Here is a 1,344-nt window from a genome sequence, read left to right on the forward strand (position 1 = left end):
AAAGCTATCTCACTTTTTGCTACTTTTAAACCTGAAACACCTTTTTCTCCAAAATGGGGATTAGAAAGAGCAGAAGCAGCTTTGAAAAATTGTAAATAATTTTTTTGAATCTCTAAATGAGTTTTGTATAATTCATAGGAAATGTTAAACCCAAATTGTAAGTAATAATGAACAAAACAAAAAAAAGTATTCAGGAAACTTTAAAAAAAGGATTTATTGATTGTTTCAAGATTTCTTTAGTGTTTACTCTTGTTTTTTCATTAATACAAGCTGATTTTAGTACAAAAATTTTATTGAATACTTTTTCAGTTAGTGCACTATATTCTTACGGGATTGGGTTTGGAAACAGATTGATTAATACTATTTTAGACAGAAGGTGGAATTGGTTAGAACAAACGAATTTGAGAGTTTATTTTGGTATTATTAGCACCATTTTATACACTGTTCCTGTAGTTTTAGGAATTGATTATCTCACTTTTGTGGTGTTTCAAAAAATGGATGTTTTGAATTTCTTTAGCGAAAGAATGATTTGGGTTCATTTGTTTTATGTGATTCTTTCTTTAGGGGTTTCCACTTTTATGCACGCTCGAAGTTTTATGCTCAACTGGAAACAAGCATCCAAAAAAGAAGTTATTGAACAGAAAATAATTGCAGGAACGGCTTCGGCAAAGTTTGAAAGTTTAAAAAACCAAATTGACCCCCATTTTCTATTCAATAGTTTGAATGTGCTAAGTTCATTGATCGAAGAAAATCCGGAGAATGCACAACGATTTACAACTTCTTTGTCTAAAATTTACCGCTATGTTTTAGAACAAAAAGACAAAGAATTAGTTTCGGTTGAAGAGGAATTGGCTTTCGCCAAAACCTATATGAATTTGTTAAAAATGCGTTTTGAAAATAGCTTGTTTTATGAATTGCCCACTACAATTCTTAATTCAGAAGCCAAGGTCGTTCCGCTTTCGCTACAGCTTTTGTTGGAAAATACAGTAAAGCATAATGTAGTTAGCGAACAAAAACCCTTGCACATTCGTATTTTTATGGAAGGAGATTATCTCGCTATTCAAAATGATTATCAAAAAAAAGAAGTGCTACAAGATAGGCAAGGTGTTGGCTTGCAAAATATCATCAATCGTTATGGGATTATTACCAATAGGAAGGTATTGATTGAGCAAAATGAGCAAACCTTTACAGTCAAAATACCTGTTTTGACCAAACAAATTTCAATTATGGACACAACTGCAACATATAACGAGAATACAGCTTATTTTAGAGCTAAAAAACGAGTAGATCAACTGAAAGGATTTTATGGAAGCTTAATTTCCTATTGCATAGTAATCCCTGTTT

The 1,344-nt window shown here is 31.4% G+C and carries 1 protein-coding gene; it reads left to right on the forward strand.

All coding sequences use genetic code 11. The annotated features are described in order from the left end of the window. Positions 1-167: 167 nt before the first annotated feature. Positions 168-1,344: histidine kinase (locus EKL98_RS16080; protein WP_126563154.1), on the forward strand; the 1,177-nt coding region annotated here is incomplete at its 3' end.

Source organism: Flavobacterium bomense, assembly GCF_003970355.1.